The organism is Rhodococcus sp. P3_B8, from assembly GCF_056402775.1.
In genome coordinates, this window is the sequence record NZ_JBFUGT010000140.1 from 1 (window position 1) to 16,246 (window position 16,246).

The following is a 16,246-nucleotide window of genomic DNA, read 5'->3' on the forward strand; positions in this document are numbered from 1 at the left end:
CCGCAGGACGCCGTCCTCGGGTCCCTGTCGGGCGCCGACTTCGACCGCGTCGCCTGCGAGGCCGCCCGCACCGCGCCCCCACGCGAGAACGGCGGCAACCAGGACATCAAGAACCTCACCAAGGGCAGCCGCGTCTTCTACCCGGTGTTCGTCGACGGCGCGAACCTGTCCGTCGGCGATCTGCACTTCTCCCAGGGCGACGGCGAGATCACGTTCTGCGGCGCCATCGAGATGGGTGGCTTCATCGACCTGCGCGTCGACATCATCAAGGGCGGCATGGACACGTACGGCGTGTCCGAGAACGCGATCTTCATGCCCGGCAACACCGACCCGCAGTACTCGGAGTGGCTCGCGTTCTCCGGAACGTCCGTCACCCTCGACGGGGAACAGAAGTACCTCGACTCGCACCTGTCGTATCAGCGGGCCTGTCTCCACGCGATCGACTACCTCACCAAGTTCGGGTACAGCCCCGAGCAGGCCTACCTCCTCCTCGGCGCCGCACCGATCGAGGGCCGGCTGTCGGGGGTGGTGGACATCCCGAACTCCTGCTCGACGGTGTACCTGCCGACGGCGATGTTCGACTTCCCCGTCGCACCGTCCGCGTCGGGTCCGTTCCARATCGACCCGGGTGTCGGCGCGCCGCGCTCGGAGAACAAGGCCTGAGCGCGGGCGAATGTACCTTTCAGCGCCTCCAGTGCGCCCAGAGGTACATTCGCCCCGCATCACCGCGTCCCGACCCGCGCGAGTAAATCTTGCGAAGGTTCCGTTCGCACATCTGACCTGCGCCGGTACCATTGCCGTATGTCCAAGACCTTCGTCGGCACCCGGTTGCGTCAGCTCCGAACCGAGCGTGGACTGAGCCAGGCGGCGCTGGCGAAGACGCTGGAGATCTCCGCCAGCTACCTCAATCAGATCGAGCACGACGTGCGGCCGCTGACGGTGCCGGTGCTGCTGCGGATCAGCGAGGTGTTCGGCGTCGACACCACGTTCTTCTCATCCCAGGACGACACTCGCCTGATCGCGGAGATGCGCGAGGTGGCGCTGGATCAGGAGATGGGCATCGACGCGGACGCCCAGGAGATCGCGGAGATGGTGGCGTCGCATCCGGGCCTGGCGAAGGCGATGGTCAACATGCACCGCCGCTTCCGTAACACCACCGCGCAGCTGGCTCTCGCCACTGAGGACCGCTACAGCGACGGCAGTGGTAGCGGCTCGATCACGATGCCGCACGAAGAGGTCCGCGACTACTTCTATCAGCGGCAGAACTATCTGCACGAACTGGACACGGCGGCGGAGGAACTGACCGCGCGCATGCGATTCCACCGCGGCGACGTCGGCGGTGAGATCGCCCGCAGGTTGCAGACCGTGCACGACGTGCAGATCGTCAAGCGCATCGACCTGGGCGAGAACGTCCTGCACCGGTACGACCCCGAATCCCGGCTGCTGGAGATCTCGCCGCACCTGTCGGGCGGCCAGCAGGTGTTCAAGTTCGCGACCGAGCTGGCGTTCCTCGAATACGGCGACCTGCTCGACAAGCTGGTGGCCGAGGGCGGCTTCACGAGCGACGAGTCCGTGGCGCTCGCCCGGCTCGGGCTGGCCAACTACTTCGCTGCGGCCACGGTGCTGCCGTACGGCCAGTTCCACGACGTGGCCGAGGACTTCCGGTACGACATCGAGCGGTTGTCCGCGTTCTACTCGGTGAGCTACGAGACGATCTGCCACCGCCTCTCGACGCTGCAGCGTCCGAAGTTGCGCGGCGTTCCGTTCATGTTCGTCCGCGTCGACCGGGCCGGGAACATGTCGAAGCGGCAGTCCGCCACCGGGTTCCACTTCTCCACCAGCGGCGGCACGTGCCCGCTGTGGAACGTGTACGAGACGTTCGCGTACCCCGGCAAGATCATGAACCAGATCGCGCAGATGCCGGACGGCCGCCGGTATCTGTGGATCGCCCGGACCGTCGAACGTCGCGCCCAGCGCTACGGCCAGCCGGCCAAGATCTTCGCGATCGGGCTCGGCTGCGAGATCCGGCACGCCCACCGGCTCGTCTACGGCGACGGTCTCGACCTCGACGATTCCAACCCGGGCACCCCGATCGGCGCCGGTTGCCGGGTGTGCGAGCGCGTCAACTGCCCGCAGCGCGCGTTCCCGCCGCTCGGCAAGCAACTCGACATCAGTGAGCACCAGAGTTCGGTCTCCCCGTACCTGATCCGCTGACTCGCCCTTGTGTCACATCGGTTCAATCCGACTGAACCGGTGTCACATTGGCCGCAGCGGCAGCAGCCTCCGGCCCCGCCGGGAGCGCTGTGAGCGGTTGTTCACGTAACCGTAATTCGCGTCACGAACACGTCACCGACAGACATTCAGGCGCAACAACGGCCGCTTAATGTTCGCCCCACGAATACACCTCTGTATACGTGGGGCGGATACATGTCCCGGGTTGCGGAGGTCCCCAGTCCTCCGACGGAAAGGCCCGTACATGCGCACCTTCTCCAAGCGCGCCCTCGCTGCACCGACCGCGCTCGCCGCCATCGGGCTCGTGCTGACCGGTTGTGGCAGCAAGGCGTCCGACACGGCCGGCGAGTCCACCGCGGCGTCCTGTGTGGACACCTCCGGAGACACGATCAAGGTCGGGTCGCTGAACTCGCTGTCCGGCACGATGGCCATCAGCGAGGTGACCGTCCGGGATTCGATCGCGCTCGCGGTCGACGAGATCAACAACTCGGGCGGCGTGCTCGGCAAGAAGATCCAGATCGTCGCGGAGGACGGGGCCTCGGAGCCCACCGTGTTCGCCGAGAAGGCGGAGAAGCTGATCAGCAGTGACTGCGTCGCAGCCGTGTTCGGCGGTTGGACGTCGTCGAGCCGCAAGGCGATGCTGCCCGTGTTCGAGGACAACAACTCGCTGCTCTACTACCCCGTGCAGTACGAGGGCCTCGAGGATTCGAAGAACATCTTCTACACCGGGGCCACCACCAACCAGCAGATCGTGCCCGCACTCGACTACCTGAAGGAGAAGGGCGTCAAGTCGCTGTACCTGGTGGGCAGCGACTACGTGTTCCCGCAGACCGCCAACCGCATCATCAAGGCGTACGCGGAGGCCAACGGCATCGAGATCAAGGGTGAGGACTACACCCCGCTCGGCTCCACCGACTTCTCGACCATCGTCAACAAGGTCCGCTCCGCCGATGCGGACGCCGTCTTCAACACCCTCAACGGCGACTCCAATGTCGCGTTCTTCCGCGAGTACGCGAACGTCGGCCTGAAGCCCGCCGACATGCCCGTCGTGTCCGTGTCGATCGCCGAGGAGGAGGTCGGCGGTATCGGCGTCCAGAACATCGAGGGCCAACTGACCGCCTGGAACTACTACCAGACCATCGACACGCCGGAGAACAAGAAGTTCGTCGACGCGTACAAGGCCCGGTACGGCGCGAACAAGCCGACGTCCGACCCGATGGAAGCCGCCTACACGTCCGTGTACCTGTGGAAGAACACCGTCGAGAAGGCGAACTCCTTCGCCACCAAGGACATCCAGGACAACGCGGACGGCGTCACGTTCGCCGCCCCGGAGGGACTGGTCACCATCGACGGGTCCAACCACCACATCACCAAGACCGCGCGCATCGGTGAGATCCGGAACGACGGCCTGATCTACACGGTCTGGGATTCGGGCACACCGATCCAGCCGGACCCGTACCTGAAGTCCTACCCGTGGGCCGAGTCGCTGGGTAGCTAGAACCCGGTCCGACGAGCACGAGGGAAGAGAGAGGACATACATCGATGGATGTAGTGATCGGACAGCTGTTCACCGGATTGAGTATCGGATCGATTCTGTTGCTCGCGGCGCTGGGGCTGTCGTTGACGTTCGGCCAGATGGGCGTCATCAACATGGCCCACGGCGAATTCATCATGGCCGGCTCGTACACGGCGTATGTGGTGCAGCAGGTGGTATCGAGCGCCACCGGTTCTCTGTTCATCTCTCTGCTCGTCGGCTTCGTGGTCGGTGGCGCGATGGGTGTCCTCCTCGAGGTCACCCTCGTCAAGCGGATGTACCACCGGCCGCTGGACACGCTGCTGGTGACGTTCGGTGTGGGGTTGATCCTGCAGCAGCTGGCACGGGACGTCTTCGGTGCGCCCGCCGTCAACGTCGCCGCACCGGAGTGGCTCTCCGGTGGTGTGGAGATCCTGGGCGCGGTGGTGCCGAAGACGCGCCTGTTCATCCTGGTGCTGGCCGTCGTGGCCGTCGTCGCGCTGTCGCTGGCGATGCAGAAGTCCCCGATGGGACGCCGCATCCGCGCCGTCGTGCAGAACCGCGACCTCGCGGAGACGAGCGGGATCTCCAGTCGCCGAACCGATGTGACGACGTTCTTCATCGGTTCCGGTCTGGCGGGTGTCGCGGGTGTGGCGCTCACCCTGATCGGCTCGACGAGTCCGACCATCGGGCAGAGCTACCTCATCGACGCGTTCCTGGTGGTCGTGGTCGGCGGCCTGGGTCAGATGAAGGGCGCGGTGATCGCCGCGTTCGCACTCGGCATCCTCAATTCGTTCGTCGAGTACTCGACCACGGCGTCGATCGCCAAGGTCATCGTGTTCGTGGTCATCGTGGTGTTCCTCCAGGTTCGGCCGCAGGGCCTGTTCGCCGTCAAGACGAGGAGTCTCGTATGAGCATCCTGACGAGTGGCCGCTACCGCGCGTGGGCGGGATTCGCACTGGCCGCGCTGCTTCTGTTCGTCGTCGCCCCCGCGGTTCTCAGCGACTTCCGGCTGAGTCTGCTCGGCAAGTTCCTGTGCTTCGCGATCGTCGCGGTCGGTATCGGCCTGGCGTGGGGCCGCGGCGGCATGCTCACCCTCGGCCAGGGTGTCTTCTTCGGGCTGGGTGCCTACATGATGGCGATGCATCTGAAGATCGCCGACGCCGAACTCCGCGGAGACACGGTGCCCGACTTCATGCAGATCGCGGGCATCCGGGAGCTGCCGGGCTACTGGGTGCCGTTCACGTCGCCGATCGTGACGATCCTGGGAATCCTGCTGATCCCGGCGCTGGTGGCGTTCGTCCTCGGGCTCGGGGTGTTCAAGCGCCGCGTCAAGGGCGCCTACTTCGCGATCCTCAGCCAGGCGCTCGCCGCCGCATTCGCCATCCTGCTGGTCGGCCAGCAGAGCACCGGAGGAAGCAACGGCCTCAACCGGTTCCGCACGTTCTTCGGTTTCAACCTGAACGATCCGGCCAACAAGCAGATGCTGTTCTTCATCGCCGCCGGCATGCTGCTGGCCGTGGTCGCGATCACCCGGCAGCTGATGAACAGCCGTTACGGCGAACTGCTCGTCGCCGTCCGGGATCAGGAGGAGCGCGTCCGCTTCCTCGGGTACGACCCGGCGAACATCAAACTCGTCGCCTACGTGACGGCCGCGTTCTTCGCGGGCCTCGCCGGCGCGCTGTTCGTTCCGATCGTCGGCATCATCTCCCCCGCCGACGTCGGGATCGTCCCGTCGATCGCGTTCCTGATCGGGGTGGCCATCGGCGGACGTTCCACGCTCCTCGGCCCGGTCCTCGGCGCCATCGGGGTGGCGTGGGCGCAGAGCGCGTTCTCGGAGTCGTTCCCGTCCGGCTGGACGTACGCGCAGGGCCTGCTGTTCATCGTGGTCGTCGGCTTCTTCCCGGCCGGTGTCGCGGGGCTGTTCGCGCTGCTGAAGCGGAAGAAGAAGGCCTCCTCCGACGAACCTGCCCCGCCCGGACCGGAAGACGAGACCGAGCCGACGGAACGAATGGAGATGGCCCGATGACGATTCCTGCCACGGCCAAGGAGCCGGTGCTCGGCGGCAACGCCGGAATGTCCAGCGAGTACCTCGAGGTCCGGGACCTTCGGGTCAGCTTCGACGGCTTCAAGGCGGTCGACGGCGTCGACCTCACCCTGATGCAGGGCGACCTGCGGTTCCTCATCGGTCCCAACGGCGCCGGCAAGACCACTCTCGTCGATGCCATCACCGGGCTCGTCCCCGCGACGGGATCGGTCACGAAGTCCGGTGTCGAGTTGATCGGCAAGAAGGTGCACCGCATCGCCCGGCTCGGTGTGGGCCGCACGTTCCAGACCGCGAGCGTGTTCGAGGAGCTGACGGTTCTCCAGAACCTCGACATCGCGGCGGGCGCAAGCCGGTCGGCGCTCACACTGCTGCGCCGACGCAAGACGGTGCTCCCTGCCATCGAGGAGGCGCTCGACGTCACGGGTCTCGGCAAGCTGCGCGACACCCCGGCCGGAATCCTCGCGCACGGACAGAAGCAGTGGCTGGAGATCGGAATGCTGCTGGTGCAGAACTGTTCCGTCCTGCTGCTGGACGAGCCGGTGGCCGGCATGAGCCACGAGGAACGCGACGAGACGGGAAACCTGCTGCGCCGCATCGGCGGTGAGCGGACCGTCGTGGTGGTCGAGCACGACATGGACTTCATGCGCGCGTTCGCGACGTCGGTGACCGTGCTGCACGCCGGGAAGGTGCTGAGCGAGGGAACCGTGGAGCAGGTGCAGGCCGATCCACGGGTGCAGGAGGTGTACCTCGGGACCGCCGCGGCCGGTGCCGCCCCCGAACTGCAGCCCGAGGTTTCGAAGGAGGACAGCGATGCTCGAGCTTGAGAACATCCGGGCCGGGTACGGCCGAACCGAAGTGATCCACGGAGTCTCGCTGACGGTCCCGTCGGACGGTGTGGCCGCGGTGATGGGACACAACGGAGCGGGCAAGACGACGCTTCTGCGGGCGGCGGTCGGACTGATCAAGGTCGATTCCGGGCGGGTGCTGTTCGACGGCGAGGACGTCACGGCGTTGCGGCCGAGCGCCCGGGTGGCGCGCGGCCTCGCCTACGTGCCGCAGGGCCAGCAGTCGTTCGGTCAGCTGACCACCGCGGAGAACCTTCAGGTGGTGGCCGACGGCCGCAAGCGCGGAAAGGAACTCGTCGGCGAGGTGCTGGATCTGTTCCCGGCTCTACGCGGCCTGCTCGACCGGCGTGCCGGTCTCCTCTCCGGTGGGCAGCGTCAGCAACTTGCCATCGCGCGGGCCCTGATCACGGAACCGAAGATGCTGATCCTCGACGAACCGACGGAAGGCATTCAGCCGTCCGTCGTGGCCGAGATCGAGCGCACCATCATGGAACTCACCCGCCGCGGCGGACTCGGAGTCCTGTTGGTGGAACAGCACATCGGGTTCGCTCTCGAATCCGCCGAGAGCTACTACGTCCTCGAGTCGGGGCGGGTCACGTCCTCCGGCGCCGGTGGCGCCGCACCCGGTTCCGACGTCCGTACCGCGGTCTCCGACGTCCGCGCGGCGATGGCGATCTGATGGCACGCCGAGAACCGGCCGGCTCCCTCAGCGATCACGTGTATCTGTCGCTGCGCACCGACCTGATGAGCGGCCGGATCCCACCGGGACAGCGTCTCGGCGAGGAGCGTCTCGCCGACACCTACGGGGTGTCGCGGACGCCGGTGCGGGAGGCCCTGGCCCGGCTCCTCGCCGACGGACTCGTCCAGCGCGACGTGGGCGGGTTGTTTCCGTACCGCCCCCGCATCGACGAGCTGGCCGGACTGTACGAACTGCGCATCACGCTCGAGCTCCAGGGAATCGCCCGGGTCCGCGCCGACGAGTCGCTGTCGCACGACCCGGACGTTCTCGGACCCGAGCTCGACCGGTGGTACGCGTTGCGGAAGGAGAACCCCGAGCCGGACGCCGGGTTCGTGGCGCTCGACGAGCAGTTCCACACCGTTCTGCTGAAGTCGGCAGGCAACCGCGCGCTGTCCGATGCGCTCGTCAACGTGAACGCGAAGGTGCGGCCGGTCCGGATGTTCGACTACCTCACCCCCGACCGCATGAGCGCGACCGTCGACGAGCACATCTCGGTGGCCGAGCTCGCCCTCGACGGCAAGCTGGATTCCGCGTACGACACACTGCTCGCGCACATCAGCGAGTCGCGTGAGGTGGTCATCGAGCGTGCTGAGCAGGCACTTTCCCTCGCGCGCATGGCGTGGGCGATCCGCGATTGAGACAGTTGTCCAACTCGGTTGGAGATTTTTTCCACCAACGAACCGAGCGGGTGCTAGCGTCTTGCTACCGCTCGGTAACACAGGTTGGGAACTCGCTTCATGTCACGCACTCTCGAAGAGAATCTGGTCGGACGCCGCGTCCTGATCACCGGCGCAGCCCGGGGTATCGGCGCCGGACTCGCCAGACGACTTCACGAGCGGGGCGCCCGTGTCGCGCTGCTCGGCCTCGAACCCGAACTCCTCGAACAGACGGCCACCACGTGCGGCCGGGCGCCGTGGCGTCGCTGCGACACCCGCGACCGGCGAGCCGTCGAGGACTCGTTCGACTACCTCACCGACCGGCTCGGCGGCCTCGACGTCGTCGTCGCCAACGCGGGCGTGACGCCCCCGGCGCACATCGTCGAGGGTGATCCGGAGGTGATGCGGTATGCCATCGAGGTGAACGTGATGGGGACGTACCACACGCTGCGGGCCGCGGGACCGCACATCGGGCACCGCAACGGGTACGCGCTCGTCGTGGCGTCGTCGACGACGTTCAGCCCCCTGCGTGGTGTCCACGGCGCCACGAGAGGCGGTGCCGAGGAACTCGGCGAGGTCCTGCGGGACGAGATGAAATCGCTGGGGACCCGGGTCGGCATCGCCCGGCTCGGCGAGATCGACACGGACCGGACCCTGATCGATTTCGACGGCGTCGCGGTTCCCCCACCCCGCGGCAGCGCACTGACCCGGACCTCCTCGATCACGGTGGCGGTCGACGCACTCGAGCGGGCAATCGCGGGACGGAAGAATCGGATATACGCACCGTCCCGGGTACCCGGAACGGATTCTGTGCGTATGCTCGCACTTCGGGCCACGGAGATGACCCGTTCGATCGAACTACGCGCGCACGCAGCCGTTCCCACGAGGGGACGAGCAGAAGGAGAGGGGGCGGCGTGACCGCACGCATTCCACCCGGACGTCTGAAGGAACTCGGCCCCGTCAACTGGGTGTTGTGGCGAATCATCTCCCGTGTCGCCGGTGTGCCGGACGCTCATCTGTTCAGCACGGTGGGCCGCACGAGGGGCCTCTTCCGTGCGTGGCTGCAGTACTCCGGCAAGCTGATGCCGGGCGGGCAGATCTCCCGGTACGAGACCGAATTGATCATCCTTCGCGTGGCGCACCTGCGGAAGTGCGGCTACGAGATGGATCACCACGTGCGCCTCGGACGCCGGGCGGGCGTCACCCCGGCGCTCCTCGAACAGGTGCTGGAAGGTCCCGCCGCGGACGGCTGGGACGCGCGCCGCCGCGCCATTCTCACCGCCGTCGACCAACTCGTCACCACCGACAACCTGGACGATGCCGCGTGGTCGGCGCTGAGCACCCACTTCGACGACCGCCGGATGATCGAATTCTGCTTTCTGGTGACCCAGTACGACGCCCTGGCCACCACCATCGGGACTCTGAGGATCGAACGCGACTATTCGTAGGTTCCGCATCGCGTAGAGAAGAGGAACGGCCGCATGACATCCGCTACCGAAGAAGTCCGTTCCGAGAAGGGACTGGCGCGGGTCGCGCAGTCGCTGGCCGGCTGGACGGAAAAATGGTTTCCGGACGCCTACGTCTTCGCGCTCGTCGGCGTCTTCGTCGTCTCGGTGGCCGCATTGGCCAACGGTTCGTCTCCGCAGACGGTCGTGGACGCGTTCGGTGACGGTTTCTGGGATCTGACGGCGTTCACCCTGCAGATGGCGATGGTGGTGCTGACCGGGTACGTCGTCGCCACCTCCCCGCCGGTCGCCCGGCTGATCGATCGTCTGGCCATGGTGCCTCAGTCGGGGCGCACCGCAGTCAGTTTCGTCGCATTGCTGTCCATGTCGGTCTCCTTCCTGAACTGGGGGCTCAGTCTGGTGTTCGGCGGGCTGCTCGCCCGGGCGATCGCCCGCCGATCCGACCTGAGAGTGGATTACCGCGCGCTCGGCGCGGCGGCCTTCATGGGTCTGGGCGCCGTGTGGGCGCTCGGCATGTCCTCGTCCGCCGCGCAGCTCCAGGCCACCGCCGCGTCCCTGCCGCCCGCGCTGCTGGAGATCACCGGCGTCCTCGACTTCGGGACCACGATCTTCACCTGGCAGTCGCTGCTGATGTGCGTCATCATCATCGCCCTGACCGTGGGCATCGCCCACTTCTCCGCGCCGAGGGGTGCGGCCGTCACCACCGCCGAGGATCTGGACGTCGACCTCGACGACCGGCCGAAGGAGGTGGCACCCCGATCGCGACCGGGAGAGTGGCTCGAATACAGCCGGATCCTGCCGGCGCTGGCCGGTCTGATGACGTTGGGGTGGCTGATCTCCCAGCTGGTGACCAAACCCGTGCTCACCGTCGTCAGCAGCCTGAACGCCTACCTGCTGGTCTTCCTCATGCTGGGGCTGGTGCTGCACGGGACGCCGCGCAAGTTCCTGCAAGCCGTCGCGCTGGCCGTCCCCGCCACCGCAGGCATCCTGGTCCAGTTCCCGCTGTACGCCGCGATGGCCGCGATCCTGACGAAGGCCGAGGGCAGAAACGGCCTCACCATCTCCGAGCACCTGGCCGATTTCTTCACGAACATCGGCAGCGGCGGCGGCTTCACCGTCGTCATCGCCCTCTACACGGTCGTGCTGGGCCTCTTCGTGCCGTCCGGAGGCGGAAAATGGCTGGTCGAGGCGCCCTACGTCATGCAGTCGGCCACCGACGTCGGGATGAACCTGGGCTGGACGGTCCAGGTGTACAACGTCGCCGAGGCCCTGCCGAACCTGATCAACCCGTTCTTCATGCTGCCCCTCCTCGCGGTGCTGGGACTCAAGGCGCGCGACCTGGTGGGATTCACGTTCCTGCAGTTCATGTTCCACCTGCCGGTGGTCCTGCTCCTGGTGTGGCTGCTCGGAACGACATTCGAGTTCGTACCCCCGGTGCAGCCCTCCTCGCCGTGACCCCGAACCGCGCGGGCCGTGAGAGGTCTTACTAACCCACGCTTTACCTCGAGAAATCTCGGCGAAACACCCCGTCCTTAGCGTATACAACCATGTCCACAGGGATGAATACGCCGCCGATCGAGTACTCCTTCGACACTCTGCTCGTCGCGAACCGGGGCGAAATCGCCTGCCGCATCATGCGATCCGCGCACATCCTCGGACTGAAGACGGTCGCGGTGTACTCCGACGCCGATTCGGCGGCCGCGCACGTCGAGATGGCCGACGTCGCCGTCCGGCTGGGCCCGGCTCCCGCCCCCGAGTCGTATCTGCGGGCCGACGCCGTCGTCGAAGCCGCACTGGCGACAGGCGCGGGCGCGATTCATCCCGGATACGGCTTCCTCTCGGAGAACGACACGTTCGCCGCGGCGACCGAATCCGCCGGGATCGCGTTCGTCGGCCCCACCCCCGAACAGCTCCGCACGTTCGGGAACAAGCACACGGCGCGCGAGGCCGCTCGCGCCGTCGGCGTCCCGCTCGTCGCGGGCAGCGGGCTCCTCGACTCCGTCGACGCCGCCCTGTCCGCGGCCTCCGACATCGGCTATCCGGTGATGATCAAAGCCGTCGGTGGCGGCGGGGGCATCGGGATGCAGGCGTGCTTCGACGCCGCCGAACTCCGCGAGGCCTACGACCGCGTCCAGCGCCTCGCCCAGGCCAACTTCTCCTCGTCCGGGGTGTTCCTCGAACGCTTCGTCGCCCGCGCCCGGCACATCGAGGTGCAGGTGTTCGGCGACGGACTCGGCCGCACGCTGAGCCTCGGCACCCGCGACTGCTCACTACAGCGCCGCAACCAGAAAGTGGTCGAGGAGGCCCCGGCGCACGGACTCTCCGGCGACGTGGTGGAACAACTGCTCAGCTCGTCCCGCAGTCTCGCGTCGTCGGTGAACTACCGGTCCGCGGGAACCGTCGAGTTCGTCTACGACGTGGACCGCGGGGAAGCGTCGTTCCTCGAGATGAACACGCGACTGCAGGTCGAACACCCGGTGACCGAGGAAGTCACCGGGGTGGACCTCGTCGAGTGGATGCTGAGACTCGCCCGCGGGGACGGTTCCATGCTCGACGGGCTGCCCGACTCCGGACCCGAGATCAGGGGAACCGCCGTCGAGGCCCGCATCTACGCCGAGGACCCCGGCCACGACTACCGTCCCAGTGCCGGACGACTCACCGGGGTCGAGTTCCCGGCTCACACGCGGGTCGAGACGTGGGTCGAGACGGGCACCGAGGTGAGTGCCTACTACGACCCGATGCTGGCGAAGGTGATCACCCGCGGGCACCGGCGCACGGCGGCGTTCGCCGCCCTCGCGGAGGCACTCGCCGACACGCACATCTACGGGGTCCAGACGAACCTGCCCCAGCTGCGGCGGATCTGCGTCGCCGACACGGTGCTGGCCGGCGAGCACACCACGCAGTCGCTGGCCGATCTGCGGTCGACCGGCCGACGCGTCGACGTGCTCCGCGCCGGGACGATGACCACAGTGCAGGATCACCCCGGCCGAATCGGACTGTGGGAGGTCGGTATTCCGCCGTCGGGACCGATGGACGACCTGTCGTTCCAGTTGGTCAACACCGCGGTCGGCAATCCGGTCGGCGCGCCGGGTCTCGAATGCACCCTGCAGGGGCCGCGCCTCGTGTTCTCGGACGCCACGGTGATCTGTGTGGGCGGTGCCGACACCCCGGTCACTCTCGACGGCGAACCGATCCCCTTGTGGGAACCGGTGGAAGCGCCGGCCGGGTCGGTCCTCGACGTCGGCACTCCGGCGGACACCGGCCTGCGCACGTACGTCGCGTTCCGGGGCGGCATCGACGCTCCGCTGTACCACGGCAGCGCGTCCACGTTCACGCTCGGCGGGTTCGGCGGCATCACCGGCAAGGCCGTCACCACCGGTGACGTGCTGGGACTCTTCGACGACTCGCTGTTCGAGAACACCACGGGTCTCGGCGCACCGCATCCCGTCCCGGAGGACTCGCGTCCCGAGTTCACGCACGTGTGGCATCTCGCCGTCACCGAGGGACCGCAGCCGGCGCCCGCCTACTTCACCGACTCCGACATGGCGCAGTTCTACGACACGACCTGGAAGGTCCAGACCCACGCGAACCGGACCGGCCTCCGACTCGACGGCCCCAAGCCGGTCTGGTCGAGGACCGACGGCGGCGACGCCGGGCTGCACCCGTCGAACCTGCACGACAACCCGTACAGCGTCGGAGCGCTCAACGTCTCCGGCGACACCCCGATCCTGCTCGGCCCCGACGGACCGAGCCTCGGCGGCTTCGCGTGTCCCCTCACCGTGGTGAAGGCGCACCGGTGGAAACTCGGGCAGATCAGGCCCGGCGACGAAGTGCGGTTCGTCGCCGTCTCCGACGACGGTGCGCACGTGCTGCGGTCGTCGGATTCGTCTCGCAGACTGGATCTTCCGCCCACGGCAACCCGCTCGGCGAACTGCGACGGCGGGGTCCTGCGCCGCATCCCGCCCGTACTGGACCGTCCCGAGGTCGCGTACCTCCGCGGCGGCGACGACAACATCCTCGTCGAGTACGGGGACCGGGAACTCGACCTCGGACTCCGCATGCGCGTCCACGCGCTGTCGGAAGCTCTGATCCGGCGTCGGGTCCCGGGCATCATCGACATCACTCCGGGTGTGCGCTCCCTGCACCTGCATTTCGACGCCGACGAACTTCCCGCCGGCCGGTTGCTGGACATCCTCCAGGACATCGAGGAACTGCTGCCCGCGACACACGATCTGGTGGTGCCGAGTCGCACGGTCCGGTTGCCGCTGTCGTTCGACGACCCGTCCATCGCCGAGGCCATCGACCGGTACCGCAACGGTGTCCGCGACGAGGCGCCGTGGCTGCCGTCGAACACCGAGTTCATCCGGCGCATCAACGGTTTGGACAGCGTCGACGACGTGCGCGACGCCGTGTTCGACGCCGAGTACCTGGTGCTGGGGCTCGGCGACGTCTATCTCGGCGCACCACTGGCCGTGCCCCTCGACCCGCGGCACCGCCTGGTCACCACCAAATACAACCCGGCGCGCACGTGGACGCCGTCCGACGCGGTCGGGATCGGCGGCAAGTACCTGTGCGTCTACGGCATGGAGTCGCCCGGCGGTTACCAGTTGATCGGGCGCACCGTCCCGATCTGGTCCGGCTACCGGCAGCACCGCCCCTTCGACGAGGGCACACCGTGGATGTTCCGGTTCTTCGACCGCATCGTGTGGGAACCCGTCACCCCGGAGCAGCTGCGCGAATACCGCGAGCAGGCCGTCGCGGGGCGGTTCGACGCCGAGATCTCCGACGGCACGTTCGCGTTCGCCGACCACCTGAAGTTCCTGCGGGACAACGCCGAATCCATCGCCGAGTTCGACTCCCGGCAGTCCGCGGCGTTCGAGGCGGAGAAGTCCGCGTGGCGCGCGTCGGGCGAATTCGACCGCGTCGAGCAGGCGCCCGCACCCGAACCGTCGGCACGGGTCGACGTTCCGCCCGGGGCTGTCGTCGTCGAGGCTCCCATGGTCGGCAGCGTGTGGCGTGTCGAAGTCGAGGCCGGGCAACGCATCGAACCGGGTCAGAACGCCGTGGTACTCGAGGCGATGAAACTCGAGATGCCGGTTGCGTTCACCACGTCCGGAACAGTCCTCGAAGTCCTCGTGTCACCGGGCGCGATCGTCGAACCGGGCACCCCTCTCGTCGTGATTGGAGCAGAAAACTGATGACTGTCGATGCCGTGAACCGCGGACAGACCACCCTCTCCCCCATCGCCCGTGTCGAGGATGCCTTCCGGCGGATCGCCGAGGTGGACCGTCCGGAAGTGTGGATCACCCTCCGGCCCGCCGAGGACGTGCACGCCGATGCCCTTGCCGTGCAGGCCCGTCTCGACGCCGGCGAAAACCTCCCCCTGGCCGGGAAGGTTGTGGCAGTCAAGGACAACATCGACGTCGCGGGACTGCCGACGTCGGCAGCGTGCCCCGAGTTCGCCTACCTCCCCGACGTCACCGCGAGCGCTGTGCGCCGCCTCGTCGAGCAGGGCGCTGTGGTGCTGGGGAAGACGAACCTCGACCAGTTCGCGACCGGGCTGGTCGGGACACGCAGTCCGTACGGCGCCGTCCGGTGCTCGTGGGACCCCGAACGGGTGTCGGGCGGATCCAGCTCCGGTTCCGCCGTCGCCGTCGCCCTCGGCATCGCCGACATCGGAATCGGCACCGACACAGCGGGATCCGGGCGGGTTCCGGCCGCGTTCAACGGTCTCGTCGGCATCAAGGCGACACTCGGCGTCATCCCCGCCGACGGCGTCGTTCCCGCCTGCGTCGACTACGACTGCGTCACCGTCTTCGCCACCGAACTCGACACGGCCGTGACCGCCGCCCGCATCATGTCGGGCCCGGCGAGCGCGGACCCGCGAAGCCGCGCGTGGCCGTCCGACGTCCGCCTGGCGGCGCCCGCTCAGCCGAGGGTCGCGATCCCCGCGGAAGAGAATCTCGACCTGCTGACACCGGAGTACCGTGCGGCATTCGTCGCCACGGTGGGGTCGTTGGCGGACCGAGGTTTCTCCGTCGAGACGGTCGACATCTCCCCACTCCTCGACGCAGCCCGCCTGCTGTACGACGGCGCCGTCGTCGCCGAGCGGTACACCGCTGTCGGGAAATTCCTCGACACCGCACCGGCGGGTGCCGATCCGGTGGTCACCGCCATCGTCGAGTCGGCGAGGAAGCCGGCGGGCCACGAGTTCGCCGCCGACCTCGACACGCTCACCCGCGTCAAGGCGCAGACGGGGGAACTGCTGGCCGGTTTCGACGGCCYCCTGCTGCCCACCACCACCGAACACCCGACCATCGCTGCCGTACAGGCCGATCCGATCGACATCAACCGGCGGATGGGCACCTACACGAACTTCTGCAACCTGCTCGATATGGCCGCCGTCGCGGTCCCGGGCGCCCCGACCGCCACCGGCGACCCGTTCGGTGTCATGTTCGTGGTGCCTGCGTTCGCCGACCAGGTGGCCGTGGACCTCGCGGCCCGTCTCGTCGGTGCACCGGCGCCCACCCTCGTCGCGGACGGTGTCGAACTCGCCGTGTTCGGAGCCCACCTGCGCGGACAGCCCCTGCATTTCCAGCTCGAGGACATCGGCGCACGGTTCGTGGACACCGTCACCACCACGGACGCCTACCGGCTCACCGCGCTCGCCACGACACCGCCCAAGCCCGGCCTCGTCCGTCGCGGCCCCGGCGCGGGAGCGGCGATCGCCGGGGAACTGTTCCGGGTG

The 16,246-nt window shown here is 67.7% G+C and carries 13 protein-coding genes; all 13 read left to right on the forward strand.

Features of this window, described 5'->3' with window-relative positions; all coding sequences use genetic code 11:
• Window positions 1–663 (forward strand): acetamidase/formamidase family protein (locus AC1D1G_RS28835; RefSeq protein ID WP_477954727.1); only part of this gene is annotated, 663 nt, incomplete at its 5' end.
• 138 nt (window positions 664–801) lie between these two features.
• Window positions 802–2,214, forward strand: coding sequence for an acetate metabolism transcriptional regulator RamB (gene ramB / locus AC1D1G_RS28840; protein ID WP_007301354.1), 1,413 nt, complete (start codon window positions 802–804; stop codon window positions 2,212–2,214).
• Window positions 2,215–2,476: 262 nt separating this feature from the next.
• Window positions 2,477–3,730 carry an urea ABC transporter substrate-binding protein gene (urtA, locus tag AC1D1G_RS28845; protein WP_005563339.1) on the forward strand — a complete coding sequence of 418 codons (1,254 nt, stop codon included), beginning with the start codon at window positions 2,477–2,479 and terminating at the stop codon, window positions 3,728–3,730.
• Window positions 3,731–3,774: 44 nt separating this feature from the next.
• On the forward strand, window positions 3,775–4,659 hold the full coding sequence (gene urtB, locus AC1D1G_RS28850) for an urea ABC transporter permease subunit UrtB (protein WP_005251836.1): 885 nt from the start codon (window positions 3,775–3,777) through the stop codon (window positions 4,657–4,659).
• Window positions 4,656–5,774 (forward strand): urea ABC transporter permease subunit UrtC, encoded by a 1,119-nt coding sequence (gene urtC / locus AC1D1G_RS28855; RefSeq protein WP_477954731.1) that lies wholly within the window; start codon window positions 4,656–4,658, stop codon window positions 5,772–5,774. Before urtB ends, urtC begins: the two co-directional genes overlap by 4 nt.
• A complete protein-coding gene (gene urtD / locus AC1D1G_RS28860) occupies window positions 5,771–6,616 on the forward strand; it encodes an urea ABC transporter ATP-binding protein UrtD (RefSeq protein ID WP_283354645.1) in 846 nt (281 codons plus the stop codon). Before urtC ends, urtD begins: the two co-directional genes overlap by 4 nt.
• On the forward strand, window positions 6,603–7,316 hold the full coding sequence (gene urtE / locus AC1D1G_RS28865; RefSeq protein ID WP_283330982.1) for an urea ABC transporter ATP-binding subunit UrtE: 714 nt from the start codon (window positions 6,603–6,605) through the stop codon (window positions 7,314–7,316). The genes urtD and urtE overlap by 14 nt, the downstream gene beginning before the upstream one ends.
• A complete protein-coding gene (locus AC1D1G_RS28870) occupies window positions 7,316–8,014 on the forward strand; it encodes a GntR family transcriptional regulator (protein WP_477954734.1) in 699 nt (232 codons plus the stop codon). Before urtE ends, AC1D1G_RS28870 begins: the two co-directional genes overlap by 1 nt.
• A 99-nt stretch (window positions 8,015–8,113) precedes the next feature.
• Window positions 8,114–8,950: an SDR family NAD(P)-dependent oxidoreductase gene (locus AC1D1G_RS28875; RefSeq protein ID WP_477954736.1), complete on the forward strand. Its 837-nt coding sequence runs from the start codon at window positions 8,114–8,116 to the stop codon at window positions 8,948–8,950.
• A complete protein-coding gene (locus AC1D1G_RS28880) occupies window positions 8,947–9,480 on the forward strand; it encodes a carboxymuconolactone decarboxylase family protein (protein ID WP_283330980.1) in 534 nt (177 codons plus the stop codon). Before AC1D1G_RS28875 ends, AC1D1G_RS28880 begins: the two co-directional genes overlap by 4 nt.
• 33 nt (window positions 9,481–9,513) lie before the next feature.
• On the forward strand, window positions 9,514–10,953 hold the full coding sequence (locus tag AC1D1G_RS28885) for a short-chain fatty acid transporter (RefSeq protein ID WP_418341605.1): 1,440 nt from the start codon (window positions 9,514–9,516) through the stop codon (window positions 10,951–10,953).
• Window positions 10,954–11,045: 92 nt separating this feature from the next.
• A complete protein-coding gene (gene uca / locus AC1D1G_RS28890) occupies window positions 11,046–14,696 on the forward strand; it encodes an urea carboxylase (RefSeq protein ID WP_477954739.1) in 3,651 nt (1,216 codons plus the stop codon).
• On the forward strand, window positions 14,696–16,246 hold a 1,551-nt coding region (gene atzF, locus AC1D1G_RS28895; protein ID WP_477954741.1), incomplete at its 3' end, for an allophanate hydrolase. The genes uca and atzF, both read left to right, overlap by 1 nt.

Coding starts and splice junctions, on each gene's coding strand:
- AC1D1G_RS28870 (WP_477954734.1), top strand. CDS start 7,316: ATGGCACGCCGAGAACCGGCCGGCTCCCTCAGCGATCACGTGTATCTG.
- ramB (WP_007301354.1), top strand. CDS start 802: ATGTCCAAGACCTTCGTCGGCACCCGGTTGCGTCAGCTCCGAACCGAG.
- urtE (WP_283330982.1), top strand. CDS start 6,603: ATGCTCGAGCTTGAGAACATCCGGGCCGGGTACGGCCGAACCGAAGTG.
- urtA (WP_005563339.1), top strand. CDS start 2,477: ATGCGCACCTTCTCCAAGCGCGCCCTCGCTGCACCGACCGCGCTCGCC.
- AC1D1G_RS28875 (WP_477954736.1), top strand. CDS start 8,114: ATGTCACGCACTCTCGAAGAGAATCTGGTCGGACGCCGCGTCCTGATC.
- urtB (WP_005251836.1), top strand. CDS start 3,775: ATGGATGTAGTGATCGGACAGCTGTTCACCGGATTGAGTATCGGATCG.
- uca (WP_477954739.1), top strand. CDS start 11,046: ATGTCCACAGGGATGAATACGCCGCCGATCGAGTACTCCTTCGACACT.
- urtD (WP_283354645.1), top strand. CDS start 5,771: ATGACGATTCCTGCCACGGCCAAGGAGCCGGTGCTCGGCGGCAACGCC.
- AC1D1G_RS28885 (WP_418341605.1), top strand. CDS start 9,514: ATGACATCCGCTACCGAAGAAGTCCGTTCCGAGAAGGGACTGGCGCGG.
- urtC (WP_477954731.1), top strand. CDS start 4,656: ATGAGCATCCTGACGAGTGGCCGCTACCGCGCGTGGGCGGGATTCGCA.